At 30.4% G+C, this 13,171-nt stretch carries 12 protein-coding genes; 10 read left to right on the forward strand and 2 right to left on the reverse strand.

What is annotated here, in order from left to right; translation table 11 throughout:
* Nucleotides 1-22: 22 nt before the first annotated feature.
* The 4 genes from Q0V67_RS03265 to Q0V67_RS03280 all read left to right on the forward strand — a co-directional run bounded on the left by Q0V67_RS03265 (nucleotide 23) and on the right by Q0V67_RS03280 (nucleotide 3,992).
* Nucleotides 23-727 carry a radical SAM protein gene (locus Q0V67_RS03265; RefSeq protein WP_297597012.1) on the forward strand — a complete coding sequence of 235 codons (705 nt, stop codon included), beginning with the start codon at nucleotides 23-25 and terminating at the stop codon, nucleotides 725-727.
* A 24-nt stretch (nucleotides 728-751) separates the two neighbouring features.
* On the forward strand, nucleotides 752-1,462 hold the full coding sequence (locus Q0V67_RS03270; RefSeq protein WP_297597014.1) for a queuosine precursor transporter: 711 nt from the start codon (nucleotides 752-754) through the stop codon (nucleotides 1,460-1,462).
* A 110-nt stretch (nucleotides 1,463-1,572) separates the two neighbouring features.
* Nucleotides 1,573-2,727 carry a glycerate kinase gene (locus Q0V67_RS03275; RefSeq protein WP_297597016.1) on the forward strand — a complete coding sequence of 385 codons (1,155 nt, stop codon included), beginning with the start codon at nucleotides 1,573-1,575 and terminating at the stop codon, nucleotides 2,725-2,727.
* Nucleotides 2,728-2,747: 20 nt separating this feature from the next.
* The gene (locus Q0V67_RS03280) at nucleotides 2,748-3,992 is read left to right on the forward strand and encodes a GntP family permease (RefSeq protein WP_297597018.1); all 1,245 of its coding nucleotides are present in this window, start codon (nucleotides 2,748-2,750) and stop codon (nucleotides 3,990-3,992) included.
* A gap of 29 nt (nucleotides 3,993-4,021) precedes the next feature.
* On the opposite strand, the gene Q0V67_RS03285 is transcribed toward Q0V67_RS03280, so the two are convergent.
* Nucleotides 4,022-4,708 (reverse strand): pseudouridine synthase, encoded by a 687-nt coding sequence (locus Q0V67_RS03285; RefSeq protein ID WP_297597020.1) that lies wholly within the window; start codon nucleotides 4,706-4,708, stop codon nucleotides 4,022-4,024.
* Between the two features lie 124 nt (nucleotides 4,709-4,832).
* Between Q0V67_RS03285 and Q0V67_RS03290 the strand changes: the two genes are divergently transcribed.
* Genes Q0V67_RS03290 through Q0V67_RS03300 form a run of 3 tightly spaced genes read left to right on the forward strand, consistent with a single transcriptional unit; the run spans nucleotide 4,833 to nucleotide 6,744 of the window.
* Nucleotides 4,833-5,210: a thioesterase family protein gene (locus tag Q0V67_RS03290; protein ID WP_297597022.1), complete on the forward strand. Its 378-nt coding sequence runs from the start codon at nucleotides 4,833-4,835 to the stop codon at nucleotides 5,208-5,210.
* 12 nt (nucleotides 5,211-5,222) lie between these two features.
* Entirely contained in the window at nucleotides 5,223-6,446 is a 1,224-nt protein-coding gene (gene pepT, locus Q0V67_RS03295; protein WP_297597024.1) for a peptidase T, read from the forward strand.
* 25 nt (nucleotides 6,447-6,471) lie between these two features.
* Nucleotides 6,472-6,744, forward strand: coding sequence for an acylphosphatase (locus Q0V67_RS03300; protein ID WP_297597026.1), 273 nt, complete (start codon nucleotides 6,472-6,474; stop codon nucleotides 6,742-6,744).
* A gap of 34 nt (nucleotides 6,745-6,778) precedes the next feature.
* On the opposite strand, the gene Q0V67_RS03305 is transcribed toward Q0V67_RS03300, so the two are convergent.
* The gene (locus tag Q0V67_RS03305; protein ID WP_297597029.1) at nucleotides 6,779-7,387 is read right to left on the reverse strand and encodes a hypothetical protein; all 609 of its coding nucleotides are present in this window, start codon (nucleotides 7,385-7,387) and stop codon (nucleotides 6,779-6,781) included.
* 95 nt (nucleotides 7,388-7,482) lie between these two features.
* Between Q0V67_RS03305 and Q0V67_RS03310 the strand changes: the two genes are divergently transcribed.
* The 3 genes from Q0V67_RS03310 (at nucleotide 7,483) to Q0V67_RS03320 (ending at nucleotide 13,154) form a co-directional block, all read left to right on the forward strand.
* Nucleotides 7,483-8,304 carry a methyltransferase domain-containing protein gene (locus Q0V67_RS03310; protein WP_366938433.1) on the forward strand — a complete coding sequence of 274 codons (822 nt, stop codon included), beginning with the start codon at nucleotides 7,483-7,485 and terminating at the stop codon, nucleotides 8,302-8,304.
* Between the two features lie 247 nt (nucleotides 8,305-8,551).
* Nucleotides 8,552-9,745: an MFS transporter gene (locus Q0V67_RS03315; RefSeq protein ID WP_297597033.1), complete on the forward strand. Its 1,194-nt coding sequence runs from the start codon at nucleotides 8,552-8,554 to the stop codon at nucleotides 9,743-9,745.
* Complete coding sequence (locus Q0V67_RS03320) at nucleotides 9,738-13,154, forward strand: DNA polymerase III subunit alpha (RefSeq protein WP_297597034.1); 3,417 nt, start codon at nucleotides 9,738-9,740, stop codon at nucleotides 13,152-13,154. Before Q0V67_RS03315 ends, Q0V67_RS03320 begins: the two co-directional genes overlap by 8 nt.
* Nucleotides 13,155-13,171: the final 17 nt, after the last annotated feature.

Genomic DNA, 13,171 nt, shown 5'->3' on the forward strand with positions numbered 1-13,171 from the left:
TTAAAAACTAGGAGAAATGAAAATGGGAATTAGGTATAATAGAATTGAAAATGGGAACAGAAGAGAGATTGTTTTGTTAAAAGGGTATCCTTGCAAGTATGGGAAATGTAAATTTTGTAACTATATAGAGGATAACTCAACAGATGAGGTAGAGATTGAAAAAATAAATTTTGAGACTTTAGAAGAGGTTACAGGAGAATTTGAGGCCCTGGAGGTTATAAATTCAGGTTCAGTATTTGAACTTCCAAAATCAACATTAGAAAAAATAAAAGAGGTAGCTCTTCAAAAAGGAATAACATTAATTTATTTTGAAATATATTATGGATATAAAAATAGGCTATCAGAAATAAGAGAGTTTTTCAAGGGGATAGACATAAGGTTTAGGATGGGAATGGAGACATTTGATGATGAATTTAGAATAAATAACTATGGTAAAAATTTTAAAATCACGGATGAAGAATGTGAATCTTTAGGAAAAAAACTCTATTCAGTATGTCTTCTAATATGTGCTAAAGGGCAAACAAAAGAGATGATAGAAAAAGATTTAGAATTAGGATTAAAATATTTTAAAAGTATAACAATAAATATATTTATAAACAATGGAACAGTGGTTGAAAGAGATGAAGAGTTGGTAAAATGGTTTGTAAAAAAATATCTTTATTTACAAAACGATCCAAGAGTGGAATTGCTTATCGACAATAAAGATTTAGGAGTATTTGAGCAATAAGATAAGAAATGTAGGAGAGATGATATGAGAAACGAAATTTTATGGGGAATAATGCTTTTGGTAAACTTTTTTAGTATAATTTTTATTTATAAAAAATTTGGAAAGTTAGGATTGTTTATGTGGGTTCCTATAAGTAGTATTTTAGCTAATATTCAAGTTGTATTGTTGGTTAATCTTTTTGGATTTGAAACAACACTTGGAAATATAATGTATGCTGGAGGATTCTTAGTTACAGATATACTTTCTGAAAATTATGGTGAGGATGAAGCTAAAACAGCTGTTAAATTAGGATTTTTTAGTATGATTGTAACAGCTATAATAATGAAAATAGCAGTTTCTTTTGTGCCGAGTGCAGTTCAAGAGGGTGTTGCTAATTTTCAAAGTTTAAAAATGATATTTGATTTTATGCCAAGAATATTATTTGCAGGATTAGTAGCTTATGGAATATCTCAGAGACATGATGTATGGGCTTATAAATTTTGGAAAAATAGATTTCCATCTAAAAAACATATTTGGATTAGAAATAATTTTAGTACATTGATTAGTCAATTAATAGATAACTTGATATTTACAACAATAGCTTTCGCAGGAGTATACCCTATGCAAGTTTTAGTAGAGATATTTATAGTGACATATGTTATGAAGGTAATAGTTGCGACATTAGATACACCATTTGTATATTTAGCAAGCTATTTAAAGGAAAATAAAAAAGTAAGTGAAAATATTTTAATTTAGTGCCGAGAGCTTCTCGGCATTTTTTTATTTTGTAAATATTGTTGAAAAAAAAGGAGAATAGTACTAAAATAGGTAGTTAATTACTAAATAGTTTTACATAAGGAGGAGATATGAAAGTTGTAGTAGCAATAGATTCATTTAAAGGAAGTTTAAGCTCGTACGAATTGGGAGAAGCGATTGAATCAGGAGTAAAAGTAGTTTATCCAGATGCTAAAGTTATAAAAGTACCAATTGCAGATGGGGGAGAAGGAACAGTTGAGTCTCTTGTTGAAGGAACCGAAGGAAAGTTTGTAAAAGTAGTTGCAAATAATCCGTTAATGGAAAAAATTGAAGCAGTATATGGAATAATGGGTGATGGGAAAACAGCGGTTATAGAGATGGCTGCAGCCTCAGGATTACCGCTAATTGAAAAAGAAAGAAGAAACCCAATGAAGACAACAACTTATGGAACTGGAGAGTTGGTTAAAGATGCTGTTTTAAAAGGTTGTCGTGAATTTGTAATTGGAATTGGTGGAAGTGCAACAAATGATGCAGGATTAGGGATGATGCAAGCTCTAGGATATAAATTTTTGGATGAAAATAAAAAAGAGTTAGGGTTTGGAGGAGAGATATTATCAAAAGTTAAATATATTGATGCTTCAAATAAAATAAAAGAATTGAATGAGTGTAATTTTTTAGTAGCTTGTGATGTAGATAATCCATTTTATGGACCAAGAGGTGCTGCTGAGATTTATTCTAGACAAAAGGGTGCAACCGAAGATATGGTTAAACTTTTGGATAAGGGACTTTGCGACTTAGCTACAGTAATAAAAAAAGAGCTTGGAATAGATATTTCGAATATGGCAGGAGCTGGAGCAGCAGGTGGACTAGGTGGAGGACTTGTTGCATTTCTAAATGGAAAATTGTCTCCAGGAATTGATATGATTTTAGAGAAAGTAGGGTTAGAAAAAGAACTGGAAGGTGCAGATTTTGTAATCACTGGGGAAGGCAGGCTCGATCATCAAACAGCAATGGGAAAAGCTCCTGTAGGAGTGGCAAAAATAGCTAAAAAGTTTTCAATTCCTGTAATTGCTTTAGCTGGTGGAATTACAGATGAGGCTGTAGAAACTCATAAAAAAGGTATTGATAGCTTCTTTTCTATAATGAATTATCCAATTACTTTGGAAGAGGCTATGAAAAAGGAGAATGCAAAAAAATTTGTAAAAAGTAATACAGAAGAGATTTTTAGATTAATAAAAGTATGTGAAAATAAATATACAAAATAAGATAGGAAAAGGGAGGAAAAATGACAGCATTTGGAGCAGTTTTAGGGTTGTTAATAGCAATTATTTTAATTATAAAAAAGGCAAATCCAGCATACAGTTTGATTTTAGGAGCAGTAATTGGAGGATTAGCAGGTGGGGTTTCACTTCCAGAAACAGTTAATTTGATGATCAGTGGAGTTAAAGATGTTACCCCTGCAATAGTTAGAATTTTGACGGCCGGTGTATTGGCAGGAATACTTATAAAAACAAATGCAGCTACTAAAATAGCTGAAACAATAATAGAAACTTTAGGTGAAAAAAGAGCAATATTTGCATTGGCGCTATCAGCACTTATACTGACGGCAATAGGAGTTTTTATAGACGTTGCAGTTATAACAGTATCTCCAATTGCATTAGCTATTGCCAGAAGATTGAAAATATCAAAAATGGCAATTTTATGTGCGATGGTAGGTGGAGGGAAAAGTGGAAATATAATCTCTCCTAATCCAAATACAATAGCAGCAGCAGAGAATTTTGGAGCATCATTGTCATCAGTTATGTGGGTAAATATTATTCCTGCAATTGTAGGACTTATGGCAACGGTTTTAATAGCAAAAGTTTTAGTAGAAAAGGGAGAAAAAGTTTTAGAAGCTGATGAAAGTTTTGAAAATGAGGATTTACCAAGCTTTTTTGGAAGTGTGACAGGACCAGTTGTGACAATAGCACTATTGGCATTAAGACCTCTTTTAGGAATAAATATAGACCCATTAATAGCTCTTCCTGTTGGAGGATTAGTTGGAATGGTAGTTATGGGAAAATCTTCAAAATTAAGAGAGTCAATGGACTATGGTTTACAAAAGATGTCAGGAGTAGCGATTTTATTAGTTGGAACAGGAACTGTTGCAGGAATAATTAAAAACTCAACATTAAAAGATGTAATATTATCAGTTTTAGCAAAAGCAAGTATTGGTCAAGATTTGATAGCACCAATATCTGGAGCATTGATGTCAGGAGCAACAGCCTCGACAACAGCGGGAGCAACAATAGCCTCGGCAACATTTTCAGGAACAATATTAGCCGCTGGAGTAAGTGCAGTTTGGGGAGCAGCTATGATAAATTCAGGAGCAACAGTATTGGATCACTTACCACATGGATCTTTTTTTCATAGTACTGGTGGAGCAAATAATATGAAATTAGAAGAAAGATTAAAGTTAATACCGTATGAATCAGCAATAGGATTGGTTTTAGCGACTTCATCTTTTGTCACATATATGATTTTAGGATAAAAAAATGCTAGAGATTATTCTCTAGCATTTTAAATTTGGATATCCTCTCTCAGGATCTCTCTAACTTCACCTGGGTGCATATCACCTAAAGTTAGGTTTCCAAATTGAATTCTCTTAAGGTAGGTAACCCTATTTTGAACAGCTTTTAACATTTTTTTAACCTGATGATACTTACCTTCAGTTATAGTTAAATTAATTGATTTGGGTGAGATATATTCGACTTTACCTGGAAGGGCAGCATAACCTGTATCTAAGACAACACCAGATTCAAGAGCTAAAATATCATCACAGCTTATTTCTCGAGCAAGTTCAACGTAGTATGTTTTTTCCATTTCTTTATCGGGATGTGACATAGTATAGCTTAAATCTCCATCACTTGTAAAAAGAAGTAATCCTTCGGTATCCTTATCCAATCTTCCAACAGGGAAAACAGAGGATCTGTTGATGTATGCTGGTAAAAGCTCAACAACAGTTTTTCTATGTTCATCTGCCATCGCAGTTATATAACCAGCAACTTTATACAAAATGTAATATTTAAGTTCTTTTCTCATTGGAGTTATTCCATCAAAAGTGATAGAATCAATTCCCCATTCCACTTCAGTACCGTCGTTATATTCAACGTTTCCATTAAGTGTAACTCTTCCTTCTAAAATAGCTTTTTTTATTTTTCTTCTACTAGCGACACCACATTCAACCAAATATTTTTCTAATCTCAAATTATTACCTCTCAAATTTTGTTTTACTTTAGATGTTAACATATTTTTGACAAATATGCAAAAGAGACTATTTTTTTTTAACAAATTATGATATTTTATATGTATATTTAAAGGAGGGAGATTTATGTTAAAAGAGGGATTAGTTTTTTCTCAAGATAAAATAGTTCAGAAAAATGAAACTGCAGCTGTTTTGGGTTCAGGTGGTGTGGATGTATTTTCAACTCCAATGCTTATAGCGTTTATGGAAAATACGGCATATAAACTGGTTCAAGAACATCTTGAAAAAGGCGAGAGTACAGTAGGAACAGTTGTTAATATTGAACATTTAAAAGCAAATTTGGTTGGGGATGAGCTAAAGTGCCAAGCTATTTTAAAAAAAATTGAAGGGAAAAAACTTGAATTTGAAGTTTTAGTAAGCTTCAGAGAAGAAATAGTAGGAAAAGGTAATCATACAAGATATATTGTAAATCTTGAAAAATTTTTGGGAAAATTAAAAAGATAATTGGAGGGTAAAATGAGTTTTTTAATAGAAAAATTTTTAGAATATATAAAAATAGATACAACATCAGATTCAGGAAGCAAGACTTGTCCTAGTTCAAACATTCAATTTGACTTAGCAAAAGTAATAGTAAAAGATTTAGAGATGATAGGATTAGTGGATATATCTCTTGATGAAAACGGCTATATAATGGGAACATTACCATCAAATACGGAAAAAGATATTCCAACAATAGGATTTATAGCACATATGGATACAGCTCCATCATTTAATGGAACTAATGTAAATCCAAGAGTTATTGAAAAATACAATGGTGAAGATATTATTTTAAATAAAAATTTAAATGTGAAGATGACTATTAAAGATTTTCCAGAATTGAAAAACTATGTAGAGCAGGATTTAATAGTTACTGATGGAACAACTCTTTTAGGAGCAGATGATAAGGCTGGAATAGTAGAGATAATGACAGCTCTTAAATATTTGAAAGAGAATCCTCAAATAGAGCATGGTGAAATTAAAATAGGAGTAACTCCAGATGAAGAGATTGGTAGAGGAGCAAATCTGTTTGATGTAGAAAAATTTGGAGCAAAGTTTGCATATACAATAGATGGTGGAGAGATTGGAGAATTAGAATATGAGAATTTTAATGCAGCTTCAGCTAATGTTGTAATAAAAGGAAGAGATATCCATCCAGGAGCTTCTAAAAATAAAATGATAAACTCTATGCTTATTGCAATGGAGTTAAATTCACTATTACCTGTGAATGAAAGACCAGAATATACAGAGGGATATGAAGGGTTTTTCTTACTTACAGACTTTAGTGGAAGTGTTGAAACAACAGAGATCAGTTATATTATAAGAGATCATTCGAAAGAAAAGTTTTTACAGAAAAAAGCACTAATAACTGAGGCAGTAAAGTACTTACAAGTAAAATATCCAGATGCAGAATTAATCTTAACATTAAATGATAGTTACTATAATATGAGAGAGATGATAGAACCTGTTTATCATATTGTAGAGCTAGCGAAGGAAGCAATGTTAGAGGTGGGTGTAACTCCAATAATAAAACCAATCAGAGGAGGGACAGACGGAGCAAGACTTTCATTTAAAGGTCTTCCTTGTCCAAATATATTTACTGGTGGGCATAATTTCCACGGAAAATTTGAATTTATTCCAATTCAATCTATGCAAAAATCAGTAGAAGTTATTTTAAAAATTGTAGAAATATTATCAAAGTAATTCCTTAGGAGTAGGAGGTATTTTTATGCAAACGTACCACTTTATAGTAAAAGGACATGTTCAAGGGGTCGGTTATAGATTTACTATGTATTTAAATGCTACTAAGATTGGGATAAAAGGAACTATAAAAAACTTAATAGATGATGATAATGTTGAAGTTTTTGCTCAAGGGGATATTGAGCAGATAGAAAAATTTAGGAAATGCTTAAGATTAGGTTCTCTTACGAGTCGAATATATTCAATATCTGAAAATGTTATTGAAGGTGAAAAGTATGATTCATTTGAAATAATATATTAATAATAAGGGTGGCAAAATTTTGCCACCCTTATTATTAATTTACAGAGAAAAATAGATTGTTTAAAAGCATTGCTAAATCAGCAGCATTACATTCGACGATATGTACAGCAATATCTTTGTTATCCTCATCATTTTTGATATTAAAGAAAACTCTATTGTTAATTAATAAAATTTCAGCAGCTATTCCTTCCGCCAATTGGTAGGTTCCAGTAGCTTTTGAAATTGCTAAAATTTCAAACCCATACTCTTCAATAGGAAGGGTATCTAAATTTTTCTTTTTTAAAAATTCTCTCACTTGATTTTCAGAATCGACATAAAAAGTTTCTAAAATTTTAGTATATTTTTCTTTTTTAATTATTTTGTCAGCTAGAATAGCTAAAGAAAATGGATGGAAAATCTCTTCAACAGTGTATCCGCTAGGAATTTGTTCTTTGTTTTTAAGATATAACAAAACTCCTTCGGGAGTTTCTTTAATAGTTTCGATAACAGGAGTTTTGCTGTTATCTAAGTAGTCGATCACATCAACTTCAAATTCGCCTACAGAAAGTTTTTTAGATTTTTCTTTTTTCATAGCATTTTCAAATTCGATTTCAATAGCTTCAAAGAAATTAACAATAAAATTATTAAAAAAATCTTTATTCATAATTATCACCACCCTATTTTTTAGCATATTATATCATATTTTTTATGTTATAATATACAGAAAGATATTTAAAAAATAGTGAGGTATTCAAAATGATGATTTGTCCGGTTTGTAAGGGAAAAATGAAAAAAATAGAAAAAAAATATATTTGTGAGGGAAATCATAGTTATGATCTTTCTAAATATGGTCACGTTAATCTACTTTTATCAAATCAAAAAAACAGTAAAATTCCAGGAGATAGTAAGGAGATGGTTTTAAGCAGAAAAAACTATTTAGAGAAGGGATATTATAAAGGGATTTCAGATGCTGTAAATAGAGCTGTTGAAAAAAATTTAACTGAAAAAAAAGATGTGAGAATATTGGATATTGGGTGTGGAGAAGGATATTATACAAACAGATTAAAAATGATGTTAGAGAATTTAGGAATAAAAAATGAGATAGTAGGGATAGATATTTCAAAAGAAGCTATAATCTCAGCAGCAAAATCATATAAAGATATGGAGTGGGTAGTGGCAAGTGCGAGTGCTCTTCCGATAGAAGATGAGTCTTTAGATTTTATAATCTGTATGTTTGCAAAAATAATTCCTGAAGAAAAGATAAGGACGTTAAAAAAAGGTGGGAAATTAATTGTTGTTTCTACAGGAGAAAATCACTTGTTACAATTGAAGGAAGTAGTCTATGAAGTTGTAAGAAAAGAGTTCTATTCTCCGGTTGAAGATTTAAATATTTTTGAGCATATAGAAACTTTAAATGAAAAATATCTTGTAAAAATATTAGAAAAAGAAAGCATTGAGAATCTCTTCAACATGACCCCTTATAGATGGAGAAGTCCACAAAAAGGTGTTGAAAAATTATTTTCTTTAAATGATTTAGAAATAACAGTTGAAGTGAATATAGATATTTTTGAAAAAAAATAAATATTTTAAAACTTTTTAAAACATACTGTCGTCAAAATATTGTAATTAAAAATAAGAAAGTTTTTTAATTACAGAAAGACTTTATACTTATAAGAGTATTATTTAATCCCCCCCTGTAAACGGTTCTCTACCCCCCCCGGAGAACCGTTTCAACTTTTTTGTACTTCTAAATTTATTTAGAAGTATTTTTTTTTACAATTTTATATTGTATAATGTAATAAGTCGTTCGAGTTTATTAGGGGGAAAAATGAGAGAGATTAAAAAAATATTTTTTATAAATTTTATAACTACATCTGTTATGTTAGGAGTGTACAATGTATTTACAGGTATTCATATAAAAAATTTGGGATATGGTGAGGGGGTCGTAGGACAAGTTTTATCTGTAAGCAGTATATCAATAGCTTTAGGATCGATGATAAATGCATATTTAAGCTCAAAAATAGGATTTAAAAAAACTATTGGAATAGGTTTGGGATTGATGTGCATTGGTATTTTTGGAGTAGGATTTTTGACGAATCCATTTTATATAAAGATATTTTCAGCATTGATGGGTATGGGCTATGGATTTCCTTTTTCTTCAGTGGGAGTTTTACTTATAGAAAATTCTAAAGAGGATGAGAGAGTAAAGGCTTTTAGTACAAATTTTGTTATCCAAAGTTTAGGGATGGTTGGGGGAAGCTATTTAGCTGGAAAATTGATTAAAATCTTTGGAAATATTTTCACAATAAGCAGAGCTATACCTTTAGTTTATGGAGTATGTGTATTTATAATTTTATTAGGATTTTTACCTCTGAAAAATTTAAAAGAGATTAGCAAAAAAAAAGATAGTAAAAATAGAGATTTTTTTAAAGGGTTTAAAGATATATTTAGCGGTCAATCGTTAAAGTTTGTTATATATAATACGGTAATTGGATTTGGAGCGGGATTAGTAATTCCGTTCTTTAGCGTATATTTAAAATTTTCATTAAATATAGATAATGAAAGAGTTGGAATAATTATGGGATTATCTCAACTAGGACTTGTTATAGGTGGACTTTCAGTGCCGTATATAACAAAAATTTTAGGAAGAGAAAACACGGTTGTGATATGTCAATTGCTTTCAATTCCATTTTTAATATCAATAGCTTTTCCACAGGGAATATTTGTACTGGGAGTTTCATTTTTATTGAGATCAACACTGATGAATTTAAATCAGCCGTTAATTCAAAATATATCTTTAGAAACTGTAGAATATGAAAATAGGGCATTGATGAGCAGTGTTGTATCCATGTCTTCAAATGTAACAAGAGCAATAAGTATGATAGTGGCGGGCTATTTAATGGAAAATATTTCATATAACTTTCCGTACTATATAACAGTAGTACTTTATTTAATAGGCACATTTATTTTTTATAGAAGTTTTAAAGTTGCTAGACCACTAGAAGGAGGAGCGAATGAGTAAAAATTTTGTTCATTTACATTTACATACTGAGTACAGTCTTCTTGATGGGGTTGGAAAAATAGAAGAGTATGTAGAGAGAGCAAAACAGTTAAATATGAAAGCCATGGCGATAACAGATCATGGAAATATGTTTGGTGCTATTGAATTTTACAAGAATGCAGTATCAAAAGGTATTAAGCCAATTATAGGATTAGAAGCATATGTTTCGGAATTTGGAATGGAACAAAAAGAAGGAAGAAATTTTCATATAGTGCTTTTAGCTAGAGATGAAAAAGGATATAAAAATCTTTTGAAAATATCATCTGAAGGATTTTTAAAAGGATTTTACTACAGACCTAGAATTGATAAGGAATTTTTAAAAAAGCACAGTGATGGAATTATAGCTTTATCAGCTTGTATGCAGGGTGAGATTTCAAGAGCAATTTTAGATGAGGAATCTGAACGTAGAGTAGAGTTTAAAATAAAGGAATACATAGAAATTTTTGGGAAAGAAAATTTTTATTTAGAAGTTCAAGGGAATGGTATAGAAGCGCAAAATGGGCTAAATGATCAACTTTTTAGATATTCAAAAAAAATGGATATAAAATGCGTTGCAACCAATGATACTCACTATGTCTACGAGGGAGATCATGTACTTCAAGATTTGGTGATATGTATTCAAACTGGGAGCAAGGTTTCTGATAGTAATAGAATGAAAATAGAGAGTAAGGAGTTATTTTTAAAAAGTAGAGAGGAGATAATAGACTCTCTAGGTGAAAAATACTTAGATGCTATCAATCAAACAGAAGAGATTGCAAATCGTTGTAATTTAAAATTGGAGTTTGGAGAGCTAAAGTTTCCAAAATATGAAATTCCAAGTTGTTCAAAAAATGCGAAAGAATTCTTAAGAAAAATAGTTTATAGAGGCTTAGCTGAAAGATATCCTAGTGGATTAAATGAGGATCTTTTAAAGAGAATAGAATATGAGTTAGACGTTATATTAAAAATGGGGTATGAGGAGTATTTTATAGTTGTTTGGGACTTTATATCCTACGCAAAAGGAAAAAATATTCCAATAGGTCCAGGAAGAGGTTCGTCAGCAGGGAGTTTGGTAGCTTATGCTTTAAAAATAACAGATTTAGATCCTATAAAATATAATCTAATTTTCGAAAGATTTTTAAATCCAGAAAGAATTTCTATGCCAGATATAGATATAGATATCTGTCAAGAGCGAAGAGGAGAAGTTATCGATTATGTAACAAAAAAATATGGAGAAGATAAAGTAGCCCAAATTATAACTTTTGGAAGAATGAAGGCAAGGGCTGCATTAAGAGATGTTGGGAGAGTATTGGATATAAATTTAGCGAAAGTGGATAAAGTAGCTAAACTTATACCTGTATTTACAACATTGGAAGGGGCTTTGAAAGAATCACTAGAGTTAAGAGATATATATTCTGAAGATAGAGAGATTAGAAATTTAATAGATTTATCTCAAAGATTAGAAAATAAAGTAAGACATGCTTCAATTCATGCTGCAGGAGTTGTGATAACGAAAGATCCGTTGACAGATATAGTTCCTTTGTACAGTGATAATAAGGAGAAAACAATTTCAACACAGTATCAAATGAAGGAGTTAGAAGAGTTAGGCTTGTTAAAAATGGATTTTTTAGGACTCCGAAATTTAACAAATATTCAAAGAACTATTGATTATATAAAAGAAACAAAAGGAAAAAATATCAAATTGGACGATATTCCTTTAGGGGAAAAAAAGGTATATGAAATGCTATCAACAGGGGATAGTTTAGGTGTTTTCCAATTGGAATCAACGGGGATTAGAAAAATTTTAGTACAATTAAAACCAAATAAATTTGAAGATATAATAGCCCTTTTAGCACTCTATAGACCAGGACCGCTTGGATCGGGAATGGTTGAAAGTTTTATTAAGTGTAAAAATGGCATAGAGGAGATAAAATACCCTCATCCAACCTTAGAGAAAATTTTAAAAGAAACTTATGGTGTGATTCTTTATCAGGAACAAGTTATGAAAATAGCTAATGTAATGGCGAACTATTCTCTGGGTGAAGCAGATTTATTGAGAAGAGCAATGGGGAAAAAACAAGCGTCTATAATGGATGAAAATCGAGAAAAATTTATAGAAAGAGCAGTGAAAAATAATTATTCTAAAGAAAAAGCAGAAGAGATATTTGATTTGATAGATAAATTTGCAGGGTATGGTTTCAATAAATCTCATTCGGCTGCTTATGCAATGATAGCTTATTGGACAGCGTACTTTAAATTTTTCTATCCTGAAGAGTATTATGCTTCCATAATGACTTCGGAAAAAAGTAATGTCGAAAATGTTGCATTTTATATAGAGGATGCAAAAAATCATAAAATAAAGTTAAGATTATCCGATGTGAATAATCCCGTTTCAAAATTTACAGTTGAAAATGGTGGGATTAGATTTTCTTTAGCGGCTATAAAAAATGTAGGAGAAAGTTTAGCAGAAAAAATAAAGTTAGAGTTTAACACCAATGGTCAATATATGAGATTTGAAGATTTCATATATCGTCTTCGAGCTCAGGGGTTAAATAAAAAAAATATAGAAGCACTTGTTTATTCAGGTGCATTGGATTCTGTACCTGGAAATAGAAAACAAAAGATAGAATCAATTGAAAAAGCGATAGACTATGCCAATAAAAAGATAAAAGAGGATGATATTCAGCAGATGAATTTATTTGGTGGAGCTAAATCAGAGATTGTAAATTTTAGTTTTCCAGAGGTCACTGATTTTTCTATGGATGAAAAATTAGAAAAGGAGAAAGAGTATTTAGGATTTTATTATAGTGCACACCCTTTAGATAAATATAGATGGATTATAACGACATATAAAATGGATAGAATTTCAGAAGTTAAAAATGAAAATTCTCAGCATAGTATAAAAACTTATGGTATACTAAGGGATATGAAAAAAATTCTAACAAAAAAAACTGGGGAAGCAATGAGTACTTTTATTTTAGAAGATTATTACGATAAAATAAGTGGAATAATATTTCCTAGAGAATATAAAGAATTTTTAAGCCAAGAGTTAGAAGGAAAGGCAGTTTTTATTGAAGGGAATATACAAATTGATTACTTCAATGGAAATGAAAATAAAAAAATAGTTGTAAAAAAAATGATTCCTATATCAAGTGTAGAATTTGGGAAAAAAAATAGAATATATATATTAATAAAAGATTCATCAAAAGAAAAATATAATAGATTAAAAGAGATTCTTTTAGAAAATGAAGGAGAGGTTTCTTTAAGTTTTGCAATAGATATAAATGGAGAAAAAGAGATTAAAAACTCGAAAATAAAAGTTAGAGTCTCTCAATATTTGATAAGAGAGATAGAGGATTTAATGGGAGATGGAAGTGTTGTAATAAAGTAAAATAACACGTGTAATGC

It is taken from the genome of uncultured Cetobacterium sp. (assembly GCF_947072685.1).
Classification (GTDB): Bacteria; Fusobacteriota; Fusobacteriia; order Fusobacteriales; family Fusobacteriaceae; genus Cetobacterium_A.

What these genes read in the sequence shown, in the direction of transcription:
- Q0V67_RS03265 (WP_297597012.1), top strand. Translation starts at nt 23, where the DNA reads ATGGGAATTAGGTATAATAGAATTGAAAATGGGAACAGAAGAGAGATT.
- Q0V67_RS03270 (WP_297597014.1), top strand. Translation starts at nt 752, where the DNA reads ATGAGAAACGAAATTTTATGGGGAATAATGCTTTTGGTAAACTTTTTT.
- Q0V67_RS03275 (WP_297597016.1), top strand. Translation starts at nt 1,573, where the DNA reads ATGAAAGTTGTAGTAGCAATAGATTCATTTAAAGGAAGTTTAAGCTCG.
- Q0V67_RS03280 (WP_297597018.1), top strand. Translation starts at nt 2,748, where the DNA reads ATGACAGCATTTGGAGCAGTTTTAGGGTTGTTAATAGCAATTATTTTA.
- Q0V67_RS03290 (WP_297597022.1), top strand. Translation starts at nt 4,833, where the DNA reads ATGTTAAAAGAGGGATTAGTTTTTTCTCAAGATAAAATAGTTCAGAAA.
- pepT (WP_297597024.1), top strand. Translation starts at nt 5,223, where the DNA reads ATGAGTTTTTTAATAGAAAAATTTTTAGAATATATAAAAATAGATACA.
- Q0V67_RS03300 (WP_297597026.1), top strand. Translation starts at nt 6,472, where the DNA reads ATGCAAACGTACCACTTTATAGTAAAAGGACATGTTCAAGGGGTCGGT.
- Q0V67_RS03305 (WP_297597029.1), bottom strand. Translation starts at nt 7,387, where the DNA reads ATGAATAAAGATTTTTTTAATAATTTTATTGTTAATTTCTTTGAAGCT.
- Q0V67_RS03310 (WP_366938433.1), top strand. Translation starts at nt 7,483, where the DNA reads ATGATTTGTCCGGTTTGTAAGGGAAAAATGAAAAAAATAGAAAAAAAA.
- Q0V67_RS03315 (WP_297597033.1), top strand. Translation starts at nt 8,552, where the DNA reads ATGAGAGAGATTAAAAAAATATTTTTTATAAATTTTATAACTACATCT.
- Q0V67_RS03320 (WP_297597034.1), top strand. Translation starts at nt 9,738, where the DNA reads ATGAGTAAAAATTTTGTTCATTTACATTTACATACTGAGTACAGTCTT.